Annotated in this window: 21 protein-coding genes and 1 tRNA gene; 5 read left to right on the top strand and 17 right to left on the bottom strand. The window is 61.5% G+C overall.

The window, feature by feature from the left end:
- Positions 1-62 precede the first annotated feature (62 nt).
- Positions 63-590 (top strand): hypothetical protein, encoded by a 528-nt coding sequence (locus ICL81_RS01900; RefSeq protein ID WP_188033275.1) that lies wholly within the window; start codon positions 63-65, stop codon positions 588-590.
- Positions 591-676: 86 nt separating this feature from the next.
- Here ICL81_RS01900 and mfd read toward each other — a convergent pair whose 3' ends face one another.
- From mfd to ICL81_RS01860, 8 genes are all read right to left on the bottom strand, one after another.
- Positions 677-4,312, bottom strand: a complete 3,636-nt coding sequence (gene mfd / locus ICL81_RS01895) for a transcription-repair coupling factor (RefSeq protein ID WP_188033274.1) — start codon at positions 4,310-4,312, stop codon at positions 677-679.
- A complete protein-coding gene (pth, locus tag ICL81_RS01890) occupies positions 4,309-4,938 on the bottom strand; it encodes an aminoacyl-tRNA hydrolase (RefSeq protein ID WP_188033273.1) in 630 nt (209 codons plus the stop codon). The genes mfd and pth overlap by 4 nt, the downstream gene beginning before the upstream one ends.
- 100 nt (positions 4,939-5,038) lie before the next feature.
- Complete coding sequence (locus ICL81_RS01885; RefSeq protein WP_188033272.1) at positions 5,039-5,611, bottom strand: 50S ribosomal protein L25/general stress protein Ctc; 573 nt, start codon at positions 5,609-5,611, stop codon at positions 5,039-5,041.
- A 158-nt stretch (positions 5,612-5,769) separates the two neighbouring features.
- Entirely contained in the window at positions 5,770-6,564 is a 795-nt protein-coding gene (locus ICL81_RS01880) for an SDR family oxidoreductase (protein WP_188033271.1), read from the bottom strand.
- A 90-nt stretch (positions 6,565-6,654) separates the two neighbouring features.
- Entirely contained in the window at positions 6,655-7,110 is a 456-nt protein-coding gene (locus ICL81_RS01875) for a MarR family winged helix-turn-helix transcriptional regulator (RefSeq protein WP_188033270.1), read from the bottom strand.
- Between the two features lie 226 nt (positions 7,111-7,336).
- Positions 7,337-8,314 (bottom strand): ribose-phosphate diphosphokinase, encoded by a 978-nt coding sequence (locus ICL81_RS01870; RefSeq protein ID WP_188033269.1) that lies wholly within the window; start codon positions 8,312-8,314, stop codon positions 7,337-7,339.
- Between the two features lie 5 nt (positions 8,315-8,319).
- Entirely contained in the window at positions 8,320-9,762 is a 1,443-nt protein-coding gene (glmU, locus tag ICL81_RS01865) for a bifunctional UDP-N-acetylglucosamine diphosphorylase/glucosamine-1-phosphate N-acetyltransferase GlmU (protein ID WP_188033268.1), read from the bottom strand.
- 102 nt (positions 9,763-9,864) lie between these two features.
- Positions 9,865-9,936, bottom strand: a tRNA-Gln gene (locus ICL81_RS01860).
- 77 nt (positions 9,937-10,013) lie between these two features.
- Here ICL81_RS01860 and ICL81_RS01855 point away from each other — a divergent pair.
- On the top strand, positions 10,014-10,550 hold the full coding sequence (locus tag ICL81_RS01855) for a MarR family winged helix-turn-helix transcriptional regulator (RefSeq protein ID WP_188033267.1): 537 nt from the start codon (positions 10,014-10,016) through the stop codon (positions 10,548-10,550).
- Between the two features lie 108 nt (positions 10,551-10,658).
- Here the strand turns inward: ICL81_RS01855 and ICL81_RS01850 are convergent, their stop codons facing one another.
- Positions 10,659-12,326, bottom strand: coding sequence for an amidase (locus ICL81_RS01850; protein WP_188033266.1), 1,668 nt, complete (start codon positions 12,324-12,326; stop codon positions 10,659-10,661).
- A gap of 82 nt (positions 12,327-12,408) precedes the next feature.
- The gene (locus tag ICL81_RS01845; protein ID WP_223160544.1) at positions 12,409-13,344 is read right to left on the bottom strand and encodes a LysR family transcriptional regulator; all 936 of its coding nucleotides are present in this window, start codon (positions 13,342-13,344) and stop codon (positions 12,409-12,411) included.
- Positions 13,345-13,434: 90 nt separating this feature from the next.
- Between ICL81_RS01845 and ICL81_RS01840 the strand changes: the two genes are divergently transcribed.
- From ICL81_RS01840 to ICL81_RS01830, 3 genes are all read left to right on the top strand, one after another.
- Entirely contained in the window at positions 13,435-14,949 is a 1,515-nt protein-coding gene (locus ICL81_RS01840; protein WP_188022635.1) for an aminotransferase class I/II-fold pyridoxal phosphate-dependent enzyme, read from the top strand.
- Between the two features lie 77 nt (positions 14,950-15,026).
- Positions 15,027-16,499 (top strand): amino acid permease, encoded by a 1,473-nt coding sequence (locus tag ICL81_RS01835; RefSeq protein WP_188033264.1) that lies wholly within the window; start codon positions 15,027-15,029, stop codon positions 16,497-16,499.
- A gap of 273 nt (positions 16,500-16,772) precedes the next feature.
- Positions 16,773-17,087, top strand: a complete 315-nt coding sequence (locus ICL81_RS01830) for a hypothetical protein (RefSeq protein WP_188033263.1) — start codon at positions 16,773-16,775, stop codon at positions 17,085-17,087.
- Positions 17,088-17,378: 291 nt separating this feature from the next.
- Here the strand turns inward: ICL81_RS01830 and ICL81_RS01825 are convergent, their stop codons facing one another.
- The 7 genes from ICL81_RS01825 to metG form a co-directional block, all read right to left on the bottom strand.
- Positions 17,379-19,235, bottom strand: coding sequence for an ABC-F family ATP-binding cassette domain-containing protein (locus tag ICL81_RS01825; RefSeq protein WP_188033262.1), 1,857 nt, complete (start codon positions 19,233-19,235; stop codon positions 17,379-17,381).
- 86 nt (positions 19,236-19,321) lie between these two features.
- A complete protein-coding gene (locus ICL81_RS01820; protein ID WP_188033261.1) occupies positions 19,322-19,507 on the bottom strand; it encodes a hypothetical protein in 186 nt (61 codons plus the stop codon).
- Between the two features lie 32 nt (positions 19,508-19,539).
- On the bottom strand, positions 19,540-20,208 hold the full coding sequence (locus ICL81_RS01815; protein ID WP_188033260.1) for a DsbA family oxidoreductase: 669 nt from the start codon (positions 20,206-20,208) through the stop codon (positions 19,540-19,542).
- Positions 20,209-20,250: 42 nt separating this feature from the next.
- The gene (locus tag ICL81_RS01810) at positions 20,251-21,180 is read right to left on the bottom strand and encodes a 4-(cytidine 5'-diphospho)-2-C-methyl-D-erythritol kinase (RefSeq protein WP_188033259.1); all 930 of its coding nucleotides are present in this window, start codon (positions 21,178-21,180) and stop codon (positions 20,251-20,253) included.
- Between the two features lie 30 nt (positions 21,181-21,210).
- Positions 21,211-22,092: a 16S rRNA (adenine(1518)-N(6)/adenine(1519)-N(6))-dimethyltransferase RsmA gene (gene rsmA, locus ICL81_RS01805; protein WP_188033258.1), complete on the bottom strand. Its 882-nt coding sequence runs from the start codon at positions 22,090-22,092 to the stop codon at positions 21,211-21,213.
- Entirely contained in the window at positions 22,085-22,954 is an 870-nt protein-coding gene (locus tag ICL81_RS01800) for a TatD family hydrolase (protein WP_188033257.1), read from the bottom strand. The genes rsmA and ICL81_RS01800 overlap by 8 nt, the downstream gene beginning before the upstream one ends.
- Positions 22,951-24,537 (bottom strand): methionine--tRNA ligase, encoded by a 1,587-nt coding sequence (gene metG, locus ICL81_RS01795; RefSeq protein ID WP_188033256.1) that lies wholly within the window; start codon positions 24,535-24,537, stop codon positions 22,951-22,953. Before metG ends, ICL81_RS01800 begins: the two co-directional genes overlap by 4 nt.
- Positions 24,538-24,621 lie beyond the last annotated feature (84 nt).

The raw sequence follows: 24,621 nt of genomic DNA, 5'->3' as shown, positions 1-24,621 counted from the left end.
CTCTAAGCTGAATACGTACGGCACCAGAACTTATCTGCCGTGCGCTGAAGGGAACTGATTTCATGACTTTTTCGATTCGTCGCACCACCCTCGCGGTCGCAGCTGTAGGCCTTTCACTCGGACTCGTTTCGTGTGCAGGCGGCCAGAGCGTCGCAGAGGCATGCAAGATCGCTGAGGTGACGCTCACCGACGCATCGGCTGACCTCGCGACCGAGTCACAGTCGTTCATGACCGACGCAGTCGCCGGCAAGGACGTCGACATCAAGGCAGCGTTCGACCCCATGCTCGCCTCGCTCAAGGACGCGCAGAGCAAGATCACCAACGAAGAGGTCAAGGCTCCCCTCGACGACTTCGTCACCGAGTTCGGCGCCGTCACTGACCTCTTCGGCGAGTTTGACTTCTCGGTGCTCGCTGGTCTTGGCGACACGAGCAACCTCGACATGTCCGATGCAGCTGCAGTCCAGGAGCTGCAGGACAAGGCAGCCAAGGCTCAGGAACAGAGCCTCGCGCTTTCGGAGAAGGTCAACGACCACTCCACAAAGCTGCAGACCGCTGCAGATCAGCTCGGGAAGCTCTGCAACGCAGGCTAATTTCACAGCGCAAACGCAACGAAGGCCCGGGACTGATTCACGTCAGTCCCGGGCCTTCTGCGTTCCCGGCGTGCGGCGCTCGCGCCCTACGCTGCGGGCGCGTCGGTAGGGGGCGGATCCGCCTCCAGCAGCGTCGCAAAGACGCGACCCGTCCACGCAGCGATGTCGTGCTCGTCACCAAACTTGCGCTGGCCAACGCCCGCGAGCGGACTCCGCGCAGACGCGGTCGCCCCAGGCAGCGGGATCTGCAACAGCTTGGTCGATTCGGTGTACTTTCCGTCGGGGTACATACGACGCATGCGCATCTGACGTGAACCGGGCAGTTCGACCGGTTCGATACGCAAGGTGGTACCCGCAGCGATGACCTTCGAAAGACCGAGACGTGCGGCCCGGCGACGCAGGCTCGAGACCGTCGCAAGGCGCTCGACCTCAACCGGCGGCTTACCGTATCGGTCGATGAGCTCGTCCATAACGACGCTCACGTGTTCCTCCGGCGCCTGCGGATGCGAGGCGGCAGAGAACTTCTGGTACGCCTCGAGACGCAAGCGTTCACTCTCGATATAGTCCTCGGGAATGTGCGCGTCAACGGGAAGCTCGAGCACGAGCTCGGTAGGCCCGGTGACGTCCTCCCCCTTAAACGTGTTCACGGCCTCGCCGATCATGCGCAGGTAGAGGTCGAATCCGACACCAGCGATGTGACCCGACTGCTCGCCACCGAGCAGATTGCCAGCGCCGCGCAGTTCCAAGTCTTTCAGCGCGACCTGCATGCCAGAACCGAGTTCGTTGTTCGTCGCAAGCGTTTCCAGGCGCTCGTGTGCGTGCTCGGTGAGCGGCTTGTCTGGGTCGAAGAGGAAGTAGGCGTACGCACGCTCGCGGCTGCGGCCAACGCGGCCGCGCAGCTGGTGCAGCTGGCTCAGGCCGTATTTGTCTGCCTGGTCGATGATGATCGTGTTCGCGTTTGCGATGTCGAGACCGGTCTCCACGATGGTCGTTGAGACCAGCACATCAAACTTGCGTTCCCAGAAATCTTGCACGACCTGCTCGAGCTGGTGCTCAGACAGTTTGCCGTGCGCGATCGCGACGCGTGCCTCTGGCACGAGTTCCTGGATCTTCGCCGCGGTCCGGCCAATCGATGAGACGCGGTTGTGCACGAAGAACACCTGGCCCTCGCGCAACAGCTCGCGGCGGATCGCTGCCGTGATCTGCTTGTCACTACGGGGGCCAACGAACGTGAGGATCGGGTGACGATCCTCCGGCGGGGTCGCAAGTGTCGACATTTCACGGATACCGGTCACTGCCATCTCAAGCGTTCGCGGAATCGGCGTCGCACTCATCGCGAGAATATCGACGTTCGTTTTTAGCTTCTTCATCGCGTCTTTGTGTTCGACGCCGAAGCGCTGTTCCTCATCAATGATGAGGAGGCCGAGGTCCTTGTAGTTGACCTTGCCTGAGAGCAGCCGATGCGTGCCGACCACGACGTCGACCGTGCCGGCGGCGAGACCTTCGAGGGTTTCCTTCGCCTCGGCGTCAGTCTGGAAACGGCTGAGCGCACGCAACTGTACTGGGAAGCCAGCGAAGCGATCCTGGAACGTCTCGAAGTGCTGGTTCGCGAGTAGCGTCGTCGGCACGAGCATCGCGACTTGCTTGCCATCTTGCACTGCTTTGAATGCGGCGCGGATCGCGACCTCAGTCTTACCAAACCCAACGTCACCCGCGAGCAGGCGATCCATGGGGATCGACCGTTCCATGTCGCGCTTCACCTCGTCAATGGTGGTGAGTTGGTCAAGGGTCTCCGCATACGGGAACGCCTCTTCAAGCTCACGCTGCCATGGGGTATCTGGCGAGAACGCGAAGCCGGGGGCCGCCATTCGTGCGGAGTAGAGTTTCACAAGCTCGACCGCGATATCGCGGACGGCCTTGCGCGCCTTCTTCTTCGCGTTCGACCAGTCACTGCCGCCCATCTTCGAGAGCGCGGGAGCCTCGCCACCTACGTAGCGCGAGAGCTGATCGAGCTGATCAGTCGGGACGTACAGCTTGTCCTTGGGCATGCCACGCTTCGACGATGCATATTCGAGCACCAGGTACTCGCGCAGCGCCTTGGTTGCGTCGCGGCCGACGCCGCTCGGCACCATGCGCTGCGTAAGCTCGACGAACTGGCCAATGCCGTGGGTTTCGTGCACGACGAAGTCGCCAGCGACGAGCTTGAGCGGATCGACGACGTTCTTCGCACGGCGACGCGGCAATTTCAGGCTGTTGACCGCGGCGGTGGCAGCTGCGCGGCCGAAGAACTCTGCCTCGGTCGCGAACAGCAGCTTCGCTTCGGGGCTCTCAAAGCCCTGCCACGCGGTGCCGGTCACGAGATGGACCACGCCAGGGTCCAGGACCTCTGGCAGGGTCTCGACGATCCGCGCCGCTGCGCCGGCCTCGCTCAACAGGTCGCGTGCGCGCTCAACCAGGCCGATGCCCTGCGCGGCAACAACCGCACCCCAGCCTTCGCTGAGTCGCGCGCTCAGGCGCTGCATCATGGCAGCGGTCGGCTCAACGCCGGGAGCAGGGCGCGGAATCAGCGCGCCGTGCACGGCAATCGCGGCGTCGCTTTCGACTGCTCCGCCGAGGTCTTCTGCCTCGTCTTGCATGAAGGTCGAGATCGTCCACCAGGGGCGACCAGTCGATGCCGCGCGGAGCTGCTGCATCGTGAGAAGGCCAGAGTTATCAGTATCGACCGGGGCCTCGCCGCCCGCCGTTGCTGCGTGCCATGCCGCCTCGAGGAACTCGCGGTTTGTCTCTGCAAGGCTCACAGCGCGCAACGCAACGCGCTCCGGCGCCGCAACCACTACTGCGCCACCGGCTGGTAGCAGTTCGGTCAGCGGAATGAGTCCGGGAACCAGGTTCGGGAGCAGGCTCTCCATACCCTCAACCGCGATGCCCTGTGCCATTTTCTCTAGCAGCGTCGAGAGTGCGGGGAACTTTGGCAACAGCTCAGCAGCGCGCTCGCGCACCTCGTCGGTGAGCAAAAGCTCGCGTGCGGGCCACAGATCAATGCCGGGCAGCGGATCGCCTGCACTACGCTGATCCGAAACTGCGAAGCGGTGAATCTGATCAACCTCATCGCCGAAGAAATCAACGCGGACCGCGTGCTCAGCCGTCGGTGGGAAGACGTCAAGAATGCCGCCGCGCACTGCGAACTCACCGCGACGGGTGACCATGTCAACACGCGTGTACGCGTACTGCACGAGTTCTGCAGCGATGACGTCCAGGCCGACGGAGTCCTGGCCAGCACGAAGTTCGATCGGCAGCGCGTTACTCAGGTGGGGCGAGATCGGCTGCAGTGCCGCACGTACTGAAGCGACGAGGATGACTGGCTGATCCGCGCCCGCTGACTGCAGGACGCGCAATGCCTCCGACCGCTTGCCGACCGTCTCGGCTGACGGGCTCAGGCGCTCGTGCGGAAGAGTCTCCCATGCGGGGAACTCAGCGGTGATCGCCTCGGGGACGAGTGATGCGAGCGCGCTCCGCAGCGAGTCGGCCTCGCGGCTTGTCGCCGCAAGCACCAACAGGGCCCCGGTGTCGCCTGCAGCGCGACGCTTGCGCAGGAGTCCAGCGAGCAACGGCGCGCGCAATCCCTCCAGCGCAGAAAACTCGGCATCGGTCGAGTGCTCCTCAAGCGCACGCGCAAACGATGGCGATGCCTCGAGGAGGCCTTCGATCCCTGCGAGACTCACTTCGCTCCCCCGGTTGCACCGTGGTAACGCTGCTGTGCAGCGAGCAAGCCGTCGGTGATGACGCGCTCGGTGGCGTCTGCCGCGTCTTCAAGGAGCACGGCGAGCGAGGTTTTTTCAGACGAACCGAATGGCTTGAGCACGAAGTCGGCGACGTCCTGCTGCCCCGGCGGGCGACCGATGCCAATACGCACGCGAGTGAACTCGGGAGTGCCGAGCGCCTTCGCGATATCACGCAGACCATTGTGGCCACCGTGACCGCCACCGGTCTTGAGCTTGATGGTGTCAAATGGAATGTCGAGCTCATCGTGCAGCACAATGAGACGATCAGGCGCGATGTCAAAGTACTTCGCGAGCGCCGAAACCGGGCCACCAGAAGTGTTCATGTACCCGTTCGACTTCGCAAGAATGAGCTTCGGCCCACCCGGGACAAGTCGCCCTTCTGCCACTCGAGAGTTGGTCTTGTGCGGGGAGAACTTTGCGCTCATACGGTTCGCGAGAACGTCAAGGGCCATTTGCCCCACGTTGTGTCGCGTTGCCTCGTACTTCGCGCCCGGATTACCGAGCCCTACGACCAGCCAGTTGTCTGTCGCCACGTCTGCAGTCACTTTCCGGCGTCTCCACCACATTTTGCGTCATCTTTCTCGAGTCGGTTCAGATACGAGAAGAACCCGTTGAGTGGGCTAGCGCCCACTCAACGGGTTCACTCACACACCGAAGTGTGTGAAATTACTCTGCAGCCTCTTCGTCGCCTGCTGCGCCACCGCGGGGTGCGGAAACGTGAGCAACGAGCTGGTCTGCGGGGTCGAGGAGGGTTGCGCCCTTGGGGAGCTCAACATCGCCTGCGAGAACCTGTGCGCCACCCTCGAGGCCCTCAACGCTGACCTGAACTGCGTCAGGGATAGCGGTTGCGGGAACGCTCAGGCGGATGGTGTTGAGGTCCTGGAGGGCGCTGTTGCCCGAGAAGGGCTCGCCAACCATGTGGAGGGGAACCTCTACCTCGACGGTCTCACCCTTCTTCACGATGAGGAGGTCAACGTGCTCGATGATCTGCGTAACTGCGTCCTTCTGGACATCCTTTACGAGAACGAGAGTCGACTTGCCGTTCACGTCGAGCTCGATGATCGAGTTTGCCTGACGGATGATGAGGCTCAGCGGGTGAGTATCAACCGAAGCGTGAACGGGATCGGTGCCGTGGCCGTAAACGACAACGGGGGTACGCTTTGCAGCGCGGAGCTGACGAGCAGCACCCTTACCGAACTTCTCGCGGAGCTCTGCAACAAGCTTGTTCGTCTCAGTCATGGGACTTCCTTCCTTATGGGCGCAATGCCCAGTGTCTCTGACGGTAACCCGCCGGTGGTGTACACGCAGCAGGCCCAGAAGGGTCCGTGACCGCGTCGATAACGGGCGCGAACGCCCCTCGCCGAAGTACAGCAACCAATCTTACACGACTTTGAAAGTTAGTCGTTCCACGACCAAATGTCGTCCCCGCGAAGCGACGCATCAGCGCCACCATCGCAGTAAATGACCTGGCCAGCCATATGAGTGTTCTCTACATTGGTGAGCCACACGAGCACATCAACGATTGACTGAGCCGGCTGGTGGTAGTTCAGGGGCATCGGAACGTTTGCGTCAACCATCGCGCGACCCTCAGGCGTAGCGAGGAGCTTCTCGGTCATCGGGGTGATCACGGTGCCGGGAGCAACCGCGTTGAGCGCAATCCCATTACCAGCCCAGGTCGGGGTGATCGACTCACGGCGCACCCAGCGAGCGAGTGCACGCTTCGATGAAGGGTAGGTGGTGTAGCCAGCCTCGGGGCCCTTTGCCACGTAGGTCTCAGCAATCTCAAGCGCCCGCGCCTCATCGCCAGCGAGCTGGGCTTCGACGAGCTCGGCCGAGTTTGCCTGAAGCGACGCCATCGACGAAACAACCGCAGCGCGGGGAGCGTCCGACTTCTTGAGTGCGGGAACGAGGTGCTCAAGCAGCTCGGTCACACCGAAATAGTTAATGGAAACGGTCTTGGCGATGGGCGCCGAGATGCCAGCGCACGCGATGACACCGTCGATGACGCCATCTGCGAGCTCCATTGCACGGGTGGCTGCGTCCTTGCGGCCCGCTGCGGTAGAAAGGTCAGCCTCGATCTCAACGTCACGAAGGTCGATACCAATCACGCGGTCACCGCGATCGCGAAGAGTCTTTGCCGTAGCCGCACCGATACCCGAAGCCGAACCGGTCACAACATATGTACGAGCCATGATTTTCTCCTTAGTAAATAACGCTTGCTTGTGGCGAACGTTCTTCCTTGCCCCCGGCTGGGGCCCCAGACCGCCATGTGGCCATCTGGTTTATTCGCGCAACCTCTGCACGAGGTTGCTTGCAGCCGCAGTGACCCGTGTGATCTCTGCGGAAGTCATATCTTCAGTAGCTCGCGCAACGTGTTCAACACCTGCCTCAACCAAAGCGGCATACATTGCCGCGCCAGCCTCAGTAAGCGAAACGACGATTGAGCGACCATCCTGAGATGAGCGAGCACGCTCCACCAGGCCCGCCGACTCGAGCCGTGCGAGCAGCTTGCTCGTTGTTGGCCGAGTGAGTCCGAGGTACGTTGCGCACTCAGCAGGGCGCAACTCTCCCCCAGCGAGACCCATTGAGTAGAGCGCCCGAACATCGTTCGCTGAAACGTCAAAACCCAGCTCACGTGCATACGCAAGCTGGGTGTTGTCTGATGTCCACTGTCGCACGAGAGCAACAACAGCTTCGAGAAGTTCTCGAACTGATTGGTCGCGCGATCCGGTTTCCATAGCCATAAGATTACTCCGATAGTTGCCAAAAGCAACTACTATTTTCGCTCGGGAATGTCTCGATACCGAAACACTTTCACCCGATAGATGTTTTGACATCGAAAAACTATGCTGCGCAACGGATCCGTGCGCAGACCGTTTCCGACGCCATGATGATTTCGCCCCAGAAAACAACACAGACCCGGCACACCATGTGGTGTACCGGGTCTGTGTCATTCAGGAAACCTTACGCAGCGCCCTCGAACATCGACGTCACTGAGCCGTCCTCGAAGACTTCGTGAATCGCCTTTGCGAGCAGCGGAGCGATCGGGAGGACCGTGAGCTTCTCAAAGCGCTTCTCTTCAGGAACCGGGAGGGTGTCGGTGACAACAACCTGGTCAATGAAGTCCTGCGAGAGGTACTCAGTAGCCTTGCCCGAGAAGATTGCGTGTGTGCAAGCGATGGTGACGCCACGAGCGCCGTTCGCCTTGAGAGCACCAGCAGCCTTTGCAATCGTGCCACCGGTGTCGATCATGTCATCAACAACCACGCACCACTTGTCCTTGACATCACCAACGATGTCGTGAACGGTGACCTGGTTTGGAACGAGCGGATCACGGCGCTTGTGGATGATCGCAAGCGGCGCATCGAGCTTGTCGCTCCATACGTCAGCAACGCGAACACGACCCATATCGGGTGAAACCACACACAGATCATCGCGGTCGATGGTCTTCTTGAAGTGCTCGAGAAGAACGGGCATCGCGAAGAGGTGGTCAACGGGGCCATCGAAGAAGCCCTGGATCTGCGAAGCGTGCAGATCTACCGACATGATTCGGTCAGCGCCTGCAGCCTTGAAGAGGTCAGCAACGAGACGTGCCGAGATCGGCTCGCGGCCGCGGCCCTTCTTGTCCTGACGCGAGTACGGGTAGAACGGCGCTACCACGGTGACGCGCTTTGCCGAAGCACGCTTCAGGGCATCAACCATGATGAGCTGCTCCATCAGCCACTCATTGATGGGGTTCGTGTGTGACTGAATCACAAACGCATCAGCGCCGCGGACACTCTCATCGAAACGTGCATACAGCTCGCCATTGGCGAAGGTACGCGCGTCGGTGGGAACAAGCTCGGCTCCCAGCTCTGCGGCAACTTGTTCCGCGAGCTCGGGGTATGCCCGTCCCGTAATCAAGACGAGCTTCTTCTGACCCGCCATCTCGATTTTGCTCATGTGAGTTACTCTACGCTGCCCTTCGCATGTTCTGCTCGCTCCGCCGCTTCTGCGGAAGCGGTACCTGACCTATTTTCGGCTACCCAGCCAACGATGTTTCGCTGCGGGGAGACACTCATCGCGAGAGAACCAGCCGGCACTCCCTTACGCACTACTGTACCGGCAGCGGTATACACGCCGTCCTCGACCGTTACCGGCGCGATAAGTACATTCTTGGAGCCGATGCGCACTGCGTCTCCGATGACCGTGCGGTGCTTATTGACTCCGTCGTAGTTTGCGACGATCGTGCCGGCACCGACATTACTGCCGGTACCGATCTCGGTATCGCCGATGTAGCTCAGGTGCGGTACCTTGCTGCCGTCACCGATCTGCGAGTTCTTCACCTCAACGAATGCGCCGATCTTGCCCTTCGCACCAAGTTCGGTGCCAGGGCGAATGAAGCTAAAGGGACCAACCTCTGCGCCAGCGCCGATCACTGCGAGCGTTGCTTCGCTCCGACGGATCTTCGCACCCTCACCAACCTCGCAATCAACGAGAGTGGTGTCTGGCCCGATCTGCGCACCGGTGGCGATCGTCGTCGCGCCCTGCAGGTGGGTGTTCGGAAGCACGACGACGTCAGGCGCGATCGACACGTCTGCATCGATCCACGTCGTCGTCGGGTCTTGAATTGTAACGCCAGCGCGCTGGTGCGCCTCGACGGTACGAGCATTGAGCTCACGACCGACAGCCGACAGCTGCACGCGATCATTGACACCGGCGATGAGCCAGTGATCATGAGTTGAAACCGCGTCAACACGACCGCCACCAGCAAGGATGCGGCTCGCTGCGTCGGTGAGGTATTTCTCAGCCTGCGCATTGTTCGTATCGATCTGAGCGAGGGCAGCCTCAAGCGAGCGCCGCGCAAATACGTAGATTCCACCGTTAATCTCGGTGATCTTGCGCTGCGCGTCTGTCGCGTCTTTTTCTTCAACGATGCCGGTCATCGAACCGGTCTCGTCACGGAGGATGCGGCCGAGGCCAGTCGGGTTGTTGAAGATCGCAGAGAGAATCGTCATCTCACGACCCTCGTCGCGGTGACCCGCAACGAGCGACTCAAGCGTTGCCACGTCGATGAGGGGAACGTCGCCTGAGAGCACCACAACAGTGCCGTCAAAATCACCTGGAAGCGCAGCGAGCGCCTGCTCAACGGCGCGGCCGGTGCCAGGAATCTCGTCCTGATCGACAATCACCGTTGCATCAGCGTGCTCGAGAATCGCGCCCGCCACACGTTCACGTTCGTGACGAACGACTGCGATGACCTGCTCGGGTGCGAGACCAGCAGCAGTGTCAAGCACGTGAGCGATCAGCGAACGACCGCCAATCGGGTGCAGCACCTTCGGAAGCGTCGACTTCATGCGGGTACCCTGACCCGCTGCAAGGATAATGACCGCGAGCGAGTGCTCTGCCATACTGATTGGTCCTTCCCTAACCGGAATGCCGTTCAACGTGTTGTTGCAGCTGTTTGATGCCTACTGAGCGCCAAACTGCACCCACCAGTTTACCCCTGGTTGCTCCGCCTCCAGGATTCGAACCTGAACCTCACAGCTCCAAAGGCTGTCGTGCTGCCATTACACTAAGGCGGACCGTGCGAAATGCACGCGTTACAGTCTGCCAGAAAACGCACATGCGCGTGTGACGTGTTGCGGGGATAATAGAGATCATGCACGCACAGGACGAAGTTTCAGGAATCATCACAGCCTGGACGGACGCTCGCCCAGACCTCGATTTCGGTCCGCTCGCGGTGTTTTCCCGCCTTTCCCGCGTTGCTAAACACCTCGATCGAGCTCGCGCTCAGGCGTTTGAGCGTTCGGGTTTGAGTTCGTGGGAATTTGATGTACTTTCTGTGCTGCGCCGCAGCGGCGCGCCGTTCCGCCAAAGTCCGAAGCATCTCGTGCGCGCGACCATGGTGTCGAGCGGAACGATGACGAATCGTATTGACCGCATGGCTGAGCGCGGGCTTGTTCGCCGCCTCACCGACCCCAACGACGGCCGCGGCGTTCTCGTCGAAATGACGGTTGATGGACTCACCCTCGTTGACGCCGCAATGACCCGACTCACCAATGCTGAGGAACAGATGCTCGGCGGCGTGTCACGCGGTGAACGTGAGCGCCTCGCCGCGCTGCTTCGCAAGCTCGGGCAGAGCATTGACCGTTATGAACCAATCACCGAACCAATCAAGATTGTCGAGGGCGTCTGACCCCTCAGTGGTGACGTGTTCTGGTTCTCACTTCCAGACATGAAAGTGGGGGCTGATCGTAATTTTCTACGATCAGCCCCCACTTTCGTGCAATGAGGTCGCCCGGTGTTACAGGGCGGGGGTTGCTGCCGGCGCCTGGCGGAGCGAGCCCGATCCGCCAGCTTCAAATGCGGCAGCGTATGCGAGCAGCTCGGGGTCCGAGTACGCGCGACCAGCGAAGGTCAAGCCGACGGGAACGCCGATGTCAGACATGATGCCCATCGCGACGGTCACCGTCGGCACGCCGAGGTGGCGAATCGCGTAGTTGCCGTTCGAGAAAAAGACGCCGTTTGACCACGCGTGATCAGCGGCATCGATGTCACGCTCTGCGTTCTCTCGACCAGCGTCAGCGTTTGCGGGGAACACCACGCCGTCGAGGTCGTTCTCAGTGAGCCACTTCTCGAAGAGATCTTCGCGCAGCTGGACGAGCGCGCGGAGGCCATCGGCGAAGTCGTCGCGTGTGCGCGGATCCGGGATGCCGGCACGTGCGTACGCGACAGTCGCGCGGTAACGGTTCTCGTAGTCCGCAACCTCTTCGTAGCGATCCGGCAAGGTGCCTGGCGGCTGCGGGAAGATGGTGTCAGGATCTACTTCACCGAGGTTCGGGATCGTCGGGTCACCATTCGCGCGGAGGAAGTCGTCCCACCCGAACGCGAGGAAGTCAGTGAACTCGGTGTCCATCCAGCCCTCGGGCAGCACGCCGAGCTCGCCAACGTTTTCCTGACCTGGACGGTTACCTTCGTAGCGCTCGATGAGCGGGAAGTCGGTTTCGACGACGGTCGCACCGAGCTCCTCGAAGCGCGCACGCGCGGTCTCCCAGAGCGCGATGACCGAGGGGCGAACCTCGATTGGGAAGTTCGGGTCTTTGCCGAGGTACATCTTCGGGATCGCAAAGCGCTTACCAGCGAGCGACGCATCTGCGGCGAGCGCGAGGTAGCTCTCGGGGCGGTGCTCGCTCGGCTTGGGCAGGGTCACTACCGACTGGTTGCGCCAAAAATCGCCGCGGGTGTTCTCGTCGTCTTGCACGAGGACGTCGAGGAGGCGGAGCATGTCCGGCATCGAGCGGGTGTGCGGTACGACGACGTCGCGCGCAGGGAACAGCGGCCAGTTGCCGCGGATCGATAGCACGCCCCACGACGGAGTGTAGGCACAGAGGCCTGTGTTCGAAGCGGGGCTACGGCCTGACGATACGGTCTCTTCACCCATGCCGAAGACGCCCATGCTCGTGGTCGTTGCGACGCCAGAACCGTTCGACGAACCCGACGCGTATGCCGCGGCGAGGTAGTCGCGGTTGTACGGGTTTTCCGCACGGCCGTAGACGCCACGCTGCATGCCACCGTCTGCCATGGGAGGCATGTTGGTCTTGCCGATGAGCACTGCACCTGCCTCCAGGAGCTTCTCAACAGAGAAGGCATTCCACTGCGCGGTGAGGTGCTCGAACGCAGGCGAACCCGATGCGACGGTCAGACCCTTAACCATGTACGAGTCTTTGACGGTGAAGGGGACGCCTTCGAGCGCGCGCGCAGTGCCTGCCGCCCAGCGGCGGTCAGATTCTTCTGCCTGAGCGAGCGCATCGGGGTTCATGACCACGACCGCGTGGAGGCCATCAGCGCCGGTGTCGTACGCCTCAATTCGCGATAACGATGCGCGAACGAGTTCCACACTGGTGGTATTTCCTGCACTGAGCGCACCCAGCACATCCTCGATCGACGCTTCGACAATCTCGAACTTGGTCATTTCGCCTCCTACTCGACGGTGAGATTGGGACAAGTGTTCCACAGTTGCGAAATTGTGGCGAATCGCGTTCATTTTCGCGTGTTCACTGCGCTCTGCCATGCGCTGGGTGCATTTCAGGGGGCGCGGATCGCGCTGCCGCGATCCGCTGCATAATCTCACCAAGCCACTGGGTCGCAGGCGGGGCACCTTCGCTGCGCGTGACGAAAGACACGCGTCGATCGCCAAGCGGCTGAACCGTGGCGCGCAGGTCGACGTCGAAGTCGAGATCTACTGCCGCTCTGGTGGTGAGGGCAAGGCCGAGACCCGATTCAACAAGGCCATGGATCATGTATGCATCGTCCGTGCGTACGAGTGCACGGACCTCGCTGCCGATTCCACCGAACACACGCTTGAGTACGCGATCTGATGCTTCATCACCTGCACGGCTTGTCATCCATCCGACATCGGTGAGTTCAGTGAGATCGAGCATGCCACGCTTTGCCCACTCGCTCCCCTCGCCAACGAGCACGCGATAGGGTTCAGAGAGCAAAGGCAACGAGCTGAGATCCGGGCTCTCGAATGCCGGCTCATCCGAGGTGTCGTAGATGATCCCGGCGTGCAGGTCGCCCGCGCGAAGCAGGCGCACGATCTCGGTCGGCTCACCCTCAGTAATCTCGATCCGCACCGAGGTCTGCTGCTGCAGTTCGGCCATGGCCGGCGGCAGGAGCCGGGAACCGATCGAGGCGAACGTGCCGACGCGCAGGGTGACGACGCCGGCGTCACGGCGATCCGCCACTGCGCGCTCTGCCGCATCGAGGCGATCAAGCACGGAAGCCATTTCCGTTGCGAAGAACTCGCCAATGGGCGTGAGCGTCGTGCCACCCCTGGTGCGCTCAACAAGCGGCGCTTGGAGGTGCGCCTCGAGTGTGCGGAGATGGTGGGCAACCGTGGGCACGCCGTAGTGCAGCGACTCCGCTGCACGGGTCAGGCTGCCGGTATCGCGCACCGCGAGCAGCACACGAAACTGTTGAAGATTCATCACACTCCTATCGTATGACATACGGTGTATTACACGCCCCTCGGGGTGTCTGATATTCCGTACGTTGAACATTGGTGAGAATCTGCTTGCATGGCAATGCAAGACTCAGACACCCCAGGTGACCGATCCGCGTTCCTTGAACGTCACTCGGTTACCCCCTACGCAGATGCGCTGCGCTCGCTCGCGCAGCAGGACTGGCAGCGTATTCACGTACCCGGCCACCAGGCGAAGGCAGAAAATGCGCCCGGCGTAGCTTCGCTCGTTGGCGAACACGCTCTCACGCTTGATTTCCCGATGCTTTTCAGCAGCATCGATCAGGAGACCTGGCGCCTCACCACCCCCGGTCGCGTCACCCCGATCATGGAGGCCCAGGATCTCGCCGCTGAGGCCTGGGGCGCATCGCGCACCTGGTTCATCACGACCGGCGCTTCCGGCGGCAACCACATCGCGACAAGCGTCGCGCGCGGCCTCGGCACCGACATCGTGGTGCAGCGCAGCATGCACTCCAGCGTGATTGACGGCATCGCGCGCGTGGGCATCACCCCGCACTTCGTGCACGGCTTCGTTGATACCGGCCTCGGTTCGAACCACGGCGTCACCGCTGAGCAGGTCGACACCGCACTGACCGAGAACCCGCAGGCGTCGTCAGTATTCATCGTGTCTCCGAGCTACTTCGGTGCGGTCTCTGACGTCGCGGCGATCTCTGAGGTGGCACACAAGCACGGTGTCCCGCTCATCGTCGACGAGTCGTGGGGTTCACACTTCGGCTTGCACCCAGAGTTGCCGGTCAATGCCGCGCGCCTCGGTGCCGACCTCGTTGTTTCGAGCACCCACAAGGCTGCAGGCTCGCTCACGCAGTCGGCAATGCTGCAGCTCGGCCACGGCCCGTTCGCTGAAAAGCTCGAATCACTCACCGATCGCGTGGTACGTTCGCACCAGTCGACGAGCACGAGCGCACTGCTGCTCGCCTCGATCGACGAAGCACGCCGCCACATCGTCATGAACCAGGAGCGCGTCGGCCTTGCGGTCGCATCGGCGAACGAGATTCGGGCGCGGATCAAGAACGATCGCCGCTACCGCGACGCCACGGCAGACATCCTGGCAAGCCCCGGCACGATCGCGATTGACCCCCTGAAGGTCGCAATCGACACCCGCGGCGCCGGCATTCGTGGCGATGACGCACACTCACTCCTGCTCAGCGATCACCGTATCTACTGCGAACTTTCCACTCCGTCAGCACTGCTGCTGCTCATCGGCGCAACGTCGCCGCTCGATGTTGATCGGTTCTGGAACTCGCTGCAGGCACTCCCCGAAGCAGAGATCGAGCCGGAACGTCCCTTCACCCTGCCGCCCAGCTGCGAGCGCGCGATGGGGCTTGGCGAGGCATTCTTTGGTAGCGTAGAGACCGTTTCCTATCAGGACGCGGTTGGTCGAGTTTCGGCTGACCCGCTCGCGGCGTATCCCCCCGGAGTACCGAATGTGCTCCCGGGTGAAATCCTCAGTCAGGCTGCCGTGGACTTCCTGCGCGCCACCGCTGCCGCAGCCTCCGGTTATGTCCGGGGCGCAAACGACCCTGCACTCGACACATTCCGCGTCGTCGTGTGATTGAGCTGGGGTTGCCTGCGCTGGCTGCGGCAACCCCAGACTCCTTAATTTTTTCTGACTTAACACAAAGGAGTGTCATGAATACCTCACACTCGACCACCCAACCAACAGAGATGCAGCGCGGGCTGAAGAACCGCCACCTGCAGCTCATCGCAATTGGCGGCGCCATCGGCACCGGCCTGTTCCTCGGCTCTGGCAAGCTCATCAGTGTCAGCGGCCCGTCGATCATCTTCGTCTACATGATTATCGGCTTCTTCGTCTTCTTCATCATGCGCGCACTCGGCGAGCTGCTGCTGTCAAACCTCCACTATCACACGTTCGGTGACATTGCGAAGGATCTGCTCGGCCCGTGGGCTGGCTTCTTCGTCTCATGGAACTACTGGTTCTCGTGGGTCATCGCCTGCGTCGCAGACATCATTGCGATTACGGCCTACGTGCAGTGGTTCAACGCCGCTATCCCAGCCTGGCTGCCAGCGCTCATTGCTGCTGGCGTGCTGCTGCTACTGAACCTGCAACCCGTGAAGTTCTTCGGCGAGACCGAGTTCTGGTTCGCAATCATTAAGATTGTCGCGATTCTTGCCCTCATTGCTGTCGGCATCATCCTCATCGCCATTGGTTTCCAGTCTCCCTCGGGTAACACTGCGTCGGTCACCAACCTGTGGGCGCACGGCGGCATGTTCCCGATGGGCGCAAGCGGCTTCGTGCTCGGCTTCCAGATGGGTATCTTCTCCTTCATCGGCGTTGAGCTCGTCGGCACCGCAGCCGCTGAGACCGAGAACCCGCGCAAGAACCTCCCGAAGGCGATCAACTCGATCGTCATGCGCATTATGCTCTTCTACGTGCTCGCGCTTGGCGTCATCATGAGCATCACCCCGTGGGACCAGATCGACCCTGAAAAGAGTCCCTTCGTGTCGACGCTGTCACTTGCAGGCTTCGGCATGGCGGCCTTTGCTATTCAGCTCGTCGTACTCACCTCGGCTGCATCGAGTGCAAACTCGGGACTCTACTCCGGTACTCGCATGCTCTTCGGCCTGTCAAAGGATGGTCACGCACCACGCGGCTTTGCTTGGGTGAATAACCGAGGCGTCCCGTCGAAGGCGGTCTTCTTCACTTCGGTGTTCCTCTTCTCGGCAGTGCCGCTGCTCTTCGCAGGAGACAACGTCGTGCAGGCCTTCACCTTCGTCTCGTCGATGTGCGCAACCCTCGTGCTCTTCACCTGGGGCTCGATTGTCGTGAGTTACATCGTTTACCGCCGCAAGTTCCCTGAACGTCATGAGGCTTCACAGTTCAAGATGCCGTTCGGACTCGTGACCCCCTGGCTCGTGCTCGCATTCTTCGTCTTCATCGCTGGCACGTTGCTCTACGGCGCTGACACCCGCGCGCCGTTCCTCGCGACACCGTTCTGGTTCTTGCTACTCACCATCCTGTGGCAGCTGCGCAAGCGCAAGCTCATCAAGGAGAACCGTCCGCTGACCGCCGCGATCCCGACGCAGGTTCACCCGCTCGATGCGGCTGAAGCTGACGACGAGGACGCGGACGCAAACCGCTAATCCTGCTTCGCATCACCACTGCCCCCGGCGCCTCGCATGAGGCCCGGGGGTTTTGTGTTTTGGCAGATCCGCCCGCACCTTTGCAGTCGCCGTTCGCCTGACCATCGCGTTGCGGGAATGCCCGTCAGGGCGTGTGACCTTCTCTGAACGAATACATCTGTAAGGTAGCTGAGATTCACAGCATTCGACGCGGCCCAAGAAAGCGTCACCGTCTCGATTCGACGGTGACGCTTTCTTGGTGTTGCCTCACCCACGCAGGGTTACACTCGGAGCATGAAGGTTCAGGTTCTCTCCATCGACGGCTGCCCAAGCGCAGAGGCAGCACTTGCCCACACGCGAAGCGCGCTCGAGGCCATCGGCCTGAGTGATGTCGTCGTGGCTGACGTGACCATCCGCACACCCGAAGGTGCTGCAGCGCACAGTTTCGCTGGCTCACCCACTATCATCGTCGATGGCAGCGATCTGTTCGAGTCAGGCGGGCGCACCGACCAGCTCGCCTGCCGGGTCTACCCAACCGAAGCTGGCCTCAAGGGAGCGCCTACCGCTGAGCAGATCGCCGCTGCACTCGAGGCACGGCTTCAGGCGTAACGCTCCCCCACTTCGCATGCTGTGACCTGCCTCGGCGCCCACAGCATCTCAAAACAGGCCGTTGACAAGAAACCGCATGGGCTGTCCACAGGGCGGCCTGCGTTATTTCACAGGGCCAAAGTCGTTGCGGGCTGTACAGACAAGTCAACCCCGCGAGATGACCACTTTCTCTCGAAAACAGGGGTTTCTGCGGGCAGAAACTATCCTTCTCGGGAGAAACTATCGATCTCGCGGGGTTGACCCGCAAAGGCGCAAGGCGCAAAGGCGCAAAAGCGCAAAAGCGCAGGGAGACTAGCCGAGCTGCTCGCTCAGCTCGAGCCAGCGCATTTCGAGCTCTTCAACCTCAGCCTCAACCGCAGTAATCTTAGCCATCTCAGCATTCAGCAGTGAGTAGTTCGCCTGGTCGAGGGTCGCGAGGCCGTCTCGGGTCTTCACGATGTCCTTCTGCAGGCGCTCCATCTTGCGCTCGATCGAGCTGAGCTCCTTCTCGGCGGCGCGACGCTCCGCGCCCGAGAGCGCGGGCTCAGCCGAGGCCGAAGCAGAGGAAGCAGCCGATCCGCCACTCGACGACGACGCCGACGAACCACCGGCAGAACCAGCCTCTGCGCGTGCATCCTCAGCCGCGCGCAACTCAAGGTACTGCTCGACGCCACCGGGCAGGTGGCGCAGCGTCTGGTCAAAGATCGCGTACTGCTGGTCGGTCACGCGCTCGAGGAAGTAACGGTCGTGCGAGACGACGAGCAGGGTGCCTGGCCACGAATCGAGAAGGTCTTCCATCGCGGCAAGCATGTCCGTGTCGAGATCGTTCGTCGGCTCATCGAGGATGAGCACGTTCGGCTGCTCGAGCAAAATGATGAGCAGCTGCAGACGGCGCTTCTGTCCGCCCGACAGGTCCTTGACGGGGGTCGACAGCTGAGCGTTGGTGAAGCCCATGCGCTCAAGCAGTTGGCCAGGCGAAAGCTCCTGGGCTTTCGATCCGCTGCCCACGGTGAAGTTCGAGCGCAGGCGACCGATGACTTCACGTACGGGCTCGTTCTGGTGATCCACCAGTTCATCGAGGCGCTGGGTGAGCGTCGCGACCTGCACGGTCTTGCCGCGCTTGACAGTGCCCTCGGTCGGTTCGACCGTGCCCGAAATCAGACCGAGCAGGGTTGACTTGCCAGCTCCGTTCACACCGAGGATGCCGGTGCGCTCACCGGGAGCGAGGCGCCACTCGATGTCCTTCAGAATGACGCGCTCGTCACCCGTCATCACATCGTCGTACGAGACGCCAGCGTCGAGGAGGTTCACGACCTCCTTGCCGAGGCGGTTCACCGCCATCGACTGCAGCGACACCTTGTCGCGGATCTCGGGGACGTCAGCAATCAGCTCGTTCGCCGCATCAATGCGGAACTTTGGCTTCGCAGTACGCGCTGGGGCACCGCGACGAAGCCACGCGAGCTCCTTGCGCGCGAGGTTCTGACGCTTCTGCTCGACGACTGCCGCCTGGCGGTCACGCTCAACGCGCTGCAGAATATAGGCCGCATAGCCACCCTCGAAGGGCTCGACGAGACGGTCGTGCACCTCCCAGGTCGCAGTGCAGACTTCATCGAGGAACCAGCGATCGTGGGTCACGACGAGGAGCGCACCCTGGCCGCGAGGCCAGCGGCGCTTGAGGTGATCCGCCAACCAAGCAATGCCCTCGACATCGAGGTGGTTCGTCGGCTCATCAAGGAACAGCATCTCGTGATCACCGACGAGCAAGCGCGCGAGCGCGACGCGGCGGCTCTGGCCACCAGACAACGAGGAGATGGGGGCTTCCCACGGCAGATCCGCGACCAAGCCGGCAATGACCTCGCGGGCGCGCGGATCGCCTGCCCACTCGTACTCCGGACGGTCACCGACGATCGCATGACCGACCGTCTCGTCAGCCGGGAACTGGTCAGCCTGGTCGAGCACTCCGATAGTCGTGCCGCCACGCATCGTCACCTGGCCCGAGTCAGGTTTGCGACGACCGGCGAGCATCATGAGCAGCGATGATTTACCGTCACCGTTGCGTCCGACGATGCCGATGCGGTCGCCCTCAGCGACGCCAAGCGTCACCGAGTCAAAAATAACCTTGGTCGGTACTTCGAGGTGTAGGGCCTCGGCCCCCAAAAGATGTGCCATAGCTCCTCCAGTTTAGGCCGGTCGCGGCAATGAAAATGCCGCACGAGCCAGGATCGGCTCGTGCGGCAACTTCGGTGCGGAAATAATTAACTGCAGCAGGATCCGCCGCAGCACGAGCCGGCGTTCTCAACGTCGGTGCCGAGGAGGTTGAGAATCTCGCGGGTCTCAGCGTCGGCAAAGCCTGCCGCGCCGAAATTCGCTGCCTCGGTGGTCTCCTCTGCAACAGGTGCCGAAGCCTCTGGTGCTGCAATGAAATTCTTGGTGTCACTCATTGGTGTCTCCTTTTACTGAACGTTAGTGAACGCTACTGAGCGTCGCGCTCAAGCTGCACGACCTGCTCGAATGCGCCTGCGAATGCGTCTGCCGCCTGCGCGCCAGAGATGCCGTACTTCTGGTTGATGAGGAAGAACGGAACACCGTTCGCACCGAGCATGCGGGCACGAGTGATGTCGGCTTCTACCTTTTCAGCGTACGTCTCATCGTTCAGCGCCGCACGCACCCCGTCTGCGTCGAGGCCAACCTCGCTCGCAAGACGCGCGATGACGTCAACGTCTGACAGGTTTTCACCGTCTGTGAAGTACGCGCGGAACAGACGCTCGAGCAACTCGTGCTGCAGACCGTTCTCTTTCGCGAAGTGCAGCGCACGGTGTGCGCGGGCAGTGTTCACGTGCTGGATATCGCCGAAGTTGAAGGTGATGCCTTCGTCTTCGCCGAGGCCGGTCATCTGACCGAGCATTCCCTCGACAGACTCACGCGGCATGCCCTTGTGCTTCACGAGGAAGTCGATCTCGTTTCCAACGAAATCGAGGGGCGTATCTGGGGCCAACTCAAAGCTGTGCGATTCAACTTCGAACGCCACGTCAGGGTTGCTTGCTTGGAAAGCCGCAACACCCGCCTCAAAACGGTGCTTACCTACGTAGCACCAGGGGCATGCAATGTCGGACCAAATGTCTACACGAATCTTTTCGCTCACATCTGCTCCAACGTGCATGTGCCGCGATCTATTCCCAAGTATTTACTCGATTACGCGAGCGCCAGGCACGGGACCGGTGGCGGTCAGTGCGCGGATCCCGCGGCGCGTCAACACGCCACACAGTTCGGCGGCCGACTGCGCATCGTGTGCAAGGAACGCAATGGTCGGCCCTGAACCAGAAACGATGCCTGCGAGGGCGCCGTGCGATTCGCCGAGTTCGAGAAGCTCGGTGAGCTCAGGTGCAAGCCGAAGCGCTGCTGCCTGCAAATCGTTGTGCATCGAGTCAGCGAGAGACTCGGGGTCACCGATACGCACTGCCTGCAGCACCGCGGTCTCGACCTTGACATACTCAGGCTGCGGGCCGAGTGCACTCAAGTGATCATCACGGTGAGTATCAAGCATGCGGTACACCTCAGGCGTGCTGAGACCGAGGTCAGAGAGCGCGAGTACCCAGTGGAAGCTGCCCTGCGCGAGTGCGGGGCTGAGCTGGTCGCCGCGGCCAGTACCGACCGCGGTGCCGCCCTCGAGCGCGAACGGGACGTCGGCTCCGAGCTCGGCAGCAAGTTCAAGTAGCCCAGAACGACCGAGGCCGGTGCCCCAGAGCTCGTCACAGGCGAGCAGGGTTGCTGCCGCGTCAGCGGATCCGCCACCCATACCGCCCGCAATGGGGACGCGCTTGATAATCGCGAGTCTGACGCCACCGGTGTAGCCGGTACGTTCGGCGAGCAATTTCGCCGCGCGGATCGCAAGGTTCGAGTCATCTACTTCGAGTGCCTGGACATCAATCGGGCCCCCAAAGGTGACCGAAAAATCGTCTGCGTGCGTTGCGGTGACTTCTTCAAACAAAGATACGGCCTGATACAGCGAAGCTACGTCGTGGTAGCCGTCCTTCTGCAGGCAGCCAACCCGGAAGAAGACGTTAATCTTTCCCGGAGCTCGTACGGTGATAGACCGTCGCTGAGTGGTCAACATATGGCCACCGTAGCGCACGACGGGCTCATGTCATGCATCGACTGTAACCGAGCGTGCAATAGCGAGGAAATCAGTCGTGCTGAGCTGTTCAGCGCGGATAGTCGGAGCGATTCCGGCGCGTTCAATGACAGCCGTGGTCGCTTCCATGTTGCCGAGCACTGCCTGCAATGACTGACGGATCATCTTGCGGCGCTGACCGAATGCGGCGTTGATGAGCGAGAAGGTGAGCACGCGCTCAGCCTCGGTGCCCATCGATTCAGCGGCCTTTTCGTAACCGACCAATACCGAATCAACGCCGGGAACTGGCCAGAAGATACGACGGCTCACGGTGCCGGCAATGCCCCAGTCGCCGTACCACGCAGCCTTCGCGCTCGGTGCGCCGTACTCCTTCGAGCCGGGCTTTGCAGCGATGCGGTAGCCGACTTCTGCCTGCACCATGACGAGGCCGGAGCGCAGTGTCGGGATCAGTTCAAGCAAGTGCATGAGAATCGGCACCGACACGTTGTACGGCAGGTTCGCGACCAAACGCTCGAGCGCGGGCAGTTCAGCAAACGTCTCAGCGGTCACGTCAAGCGCATCGCTGCGGATCACGCGGAAGCGCGGCGCCTCTGGGTCTTCGAAGACCTCAGGCTGCATGGTGCGGATCGTGGCGCCAAGCTCTGCAGCAAGTCGCGGATCGATCTCCACTGCGGTCACGTCTGCGCCAGCTTCGGTGATGCCAAGGGTCAGCGAGCCGAGGCCAGGGCCGATCTCAATCACGCGATCACCAGCTTCTACCCCGGCAAGACGGACAATCTTACGAACCGTGTTCGGGTCGATCACAAAGTTCTGTCCGAGCTTCTTCGTGGGCGAAACGTCGAGGCGTTCAGCCAGTTCACGCACCTCAGCGGGGCCGAGCAGTCGCTCACTCATCTTCAGTCTCTTCCCACGAGCCATAGACTCGCTCGGTATTCGCTACCAGTTGTGCACACAGCTCATCGAGGGGCTGCGCAAGGACGTCTGCCATGCGTCGCACCGTGTGCGGCATAAGATACGGCGCATTCTGACGGCCGCGGAACGGTTCGGGCGTGAGGAACGGAGCATCCGTCTCCACGAGCACAAGCTTTGGATCTGCGATCGCGAGCGCCTCGCGCAGCGCTGGCGCGTTCTTAAACGTCATCGTGCCCGAAAACGACATGTACCAGCCGTTGTCGTTGCAGATCTTTGCGAGTTCGGCATCACCAGAGAAGCAGTGAAAGACCGTGCCAGCGGGAGCGCTCACACGCTTCAGAGTTGCAACGACCTCGTCATGCGCATCACGATCGTGAATCTGCATCGCGATCTTGTTCGCCTTCGCGATATCAATGTGCGCTTCAAACGACTCGTACTGCGCGGCGCGACCGTCTTCTCCCGTGCGGAAGAAGTCGAGGCCGGTCTCGCCGACCGCCCGCACGCGTGGTTCGCTCGCCAGCCGCGAGATCTCTGAAAGGTGTGTGCACAGCTCACCCTGTGAAGCCAGCTCGGGAGCCTCGTTCGGATGCAGCGCAACGGCAGCAAGAACGCGCGGATCACGCGCCGCAAGCGCCGCGCTCCAGCGGCTGGATTCCAGGTCGGTGCCGACCTGGACAATGCCTCGCACGCCAGCCTGAGCCGCACGTGCGAGGGCGTCCTCAGGTTCGAGCACGGTGAACCCGTACTCGAACTCAAGATGGGTGTGGTTGTCGTATACCGGGAGCGGCAGCGATTCAGGAATCGCTGGCAGCTCGCCCCGAGAACCGGAAGTAGCCTGACTCACTCGCCCGCTGCGTCCGTTTCGATACGTGGGAACAGAACTGCAAGCTGATGCTGCTCGGTGCCGGGCTTGAGCTGACCCCAAGTGCCTGCCTCACGGAGTGGCTGCTCAGCGAGCGCTCCGAGGGTCGCTTCAGCGCCGAGTGCAGTCCAGAGCTTCGTAGTTGCTTCAGGAATGACCGGTGAGAGGAGCACAGCGAGTGCTCGCAGGCCCTCGTTGACGGTGTACAGCACGCGGCCGAGACGGTCGCGCTTTGCCTCGTCCTTTGCAAGCACCCAGGGCTCCTGCAGGGTGATGTAGCCGTTGAGCTCATCAACCAGCTGCCAGACCGACGACAGTGCGTCATGGATCATGAACTTCTCGATCGCAGCGTCTGCTTCGCCAGCAACGCGTGCGGCAAGCTCGCGGATCGCGACGTCTGCTGCCTCTTCTGGGCCGGCCTCTGGCACAACTCCGCCGAAGTACTTGCGGTTCATCGCAAGGGTGCGGCTGGCAAGGTTGCCGAAACCGTTTGCGAGCTCTGCATGGTAGCGAGCGTCAAGGTCTTCCCAGCTGAACGAGCCGTCGTGGCCGAACGAGATCGCACGCATGAAGTAGTAACGGAACGCGTCAGCACCAAAGGTGTCGGTGATCTCATTCGGTGCGATACCGGTGAGCTTCGACTTCGACATCTTCTCGCCACCAACGAGGAGCCAGCCGTGAGCAAACACGTTTGCGGGGACCTCGAGGCCAGCAGCCATGAGCATCGCGGGCCAGATCACGGCATGGAAACGCAGGATGTCTTTACCCACGATGTGAGTTGCGGGCCAGCGGCGGTTGAACTCTGCCTCATCTACGCCATAGCCGGTCGCGGTGACGTAGTTAAGGAGTGCGTCAAACCAGACGTAGGTGACGTGCGACGAGTCCCAGGGAATGGGGATACCCCAGTCGAAAGAGGTACGCGAGATTGAAAGGTCTTCAAGGCCCTGCTGCACGAATGCGATGACCTCGTTGCGTGCGCTTGCAGGCTGGACAAAGTCGGGGCGCTCTTCGTAGAGCGCAAGCAGGCGGTCCTGGAATGCGCTCATCTTGAAGAAGTAGTTCTTCTCCTGGAGCAGCTCGAGAGGCTTGGAGTGAATTGCACACACCTTCTCGCCTTCGAATGCGCCTTCGCCGTCGACGATCTCGCTCTTAGGCTTGAACTCTTCACAGCCAACGCAGTACAACGCCTCAAACTCGCCAGCGTACACGTGGCCGTCGTCGTACAGCTTCTGCAGGAACTTCGCGACGCCCTCTTCGTGGCGCTTATCGGTCGTGCGAATGAAGTCATCGTTCGAGATGTTGATCGTGTCAAGGAGCGGCTTCCATGCCGACTCCACCAGGCGATCCGCCCACTCCTTGGGCTCAACACCGTTTGCGGTTGCCGTGCGCAGGATCTTCTGGCCGTGCTCATCGGTACCCGTGAGGAACCAGGTGTCATCGCCAGACTGGCGGTGCCAGCGCGCGAGGACGTCCGCAGCGACCTCCGTGTAGGCGTGCCCGATATGAGGGGCGTCATTCACGTAGAAAATGGGCGTCGTCAAGAAGAACGATGAAGCGTTGGACATACCGACCATTCTATCGTCTGCGTCCGACACCACACATTTACGCACCGGTTCTTTACGATCGCGCCCGTAACGCACTGGAATTTC

The sequence above is a fragment of the Leucobacter sp. cx-328 genome (assembly GCF_014530035.1).
Taxonomy (GTDB): Bacteria; Actinomycetota; Actinomycetes; order Actinomycetales; family Microbacteriaceae; genus Leucobacter.
Note: the sequence above shows the minus strand (reverse complement) of the source record. Positions and strands in the feature narration are given on the sequence as shown.